Origin of the sequence: Deinococcus malanensis (assembly GCF_014647655.1) — a bacterium.
Taxonomy (GTDB): domain Bacteria; phylum Deinococcota; class Deinococci; order Deinococcales; family Deinococcaceae; genus Deinococcus; species Deinococcus malanensis.
Genome location: NZ_BMPP01000067.1, coordinates 1 through 718, shown reverse-complemented (window position 1 = coordinate 718; position 718 = coordinate 1). Strand labels below are relative to the sequence as shown.

Genomic DNA, 718 nt, shown 5'->3' with positions numbered 1-718 from the left:
CGGCATCGGGACGGCCCAGATCGCGTGGAACCAGAACATCAACGAGGCGTTCAAGAGCGCGGGTGAGGACCTGATCAACATGTATGCGTCGTCGGGCAGGCCCGGGGCGCCGATCCTGATTCACGACAACTACCTGCAGGGGTCGTACCCGAACAATCCACTGACGGACGGACACTCGGGTGGGGGGATTTTGCTGGGGGACGGGACGGTGTCGGTGGCTTCGAACAACGGCTACCAGTATGCGTACAACAATCAGGTGGTGTCGACGACCAACTATGGACTGGGGATCATCGGGGGGACGGGCAACCGCATCGAGAACAACCGGGTGATTTCGAGTGGACGCACGCCGGATGGGACGCGGATTGCGGCGCAGAACGTGGGGCTGTACGTGTGGGACATGTACAACACCGGCACGATGTTCTCCAACAACGTGATGCAGAACAATGTGTCGGGCTGGACCAAGGTAGCGGCGGATGGGGGCCTGTCGAACAACAACTGGTGGTTCCCCAACGGGACGACGAACGGAACGCTGGTGCAGAACAACACCTCGCTGGGCACGCAGACCCTGAGCAGTGAGCAGGCCGAGTTTGCCCGCTGGCAGGACAAGCTCTCGGCCGCAGGCATCTCCATCGGTGCCCGCTGAACCCAGCGCGGTGAACTGACACCTACACCTGTGAACTGACCGTGCCCCGGGAGCCTCTGGCTTCCCGGGGCCCAC

General features: G+C 62.5%; 1 pseudogene. It reads left to right on the top strand.

Going from position 1 to position 718, the window contains the following annotated elements:
- A pseudogene (locus IEY49_RS21245) lies at positions 1-643 on the top strand (NPCBM/NEW2 domain-containing protein); the annotation flags it as partial.
- Between the last annotated feature and the right edge of the window lie 75 nt (positions 644-718).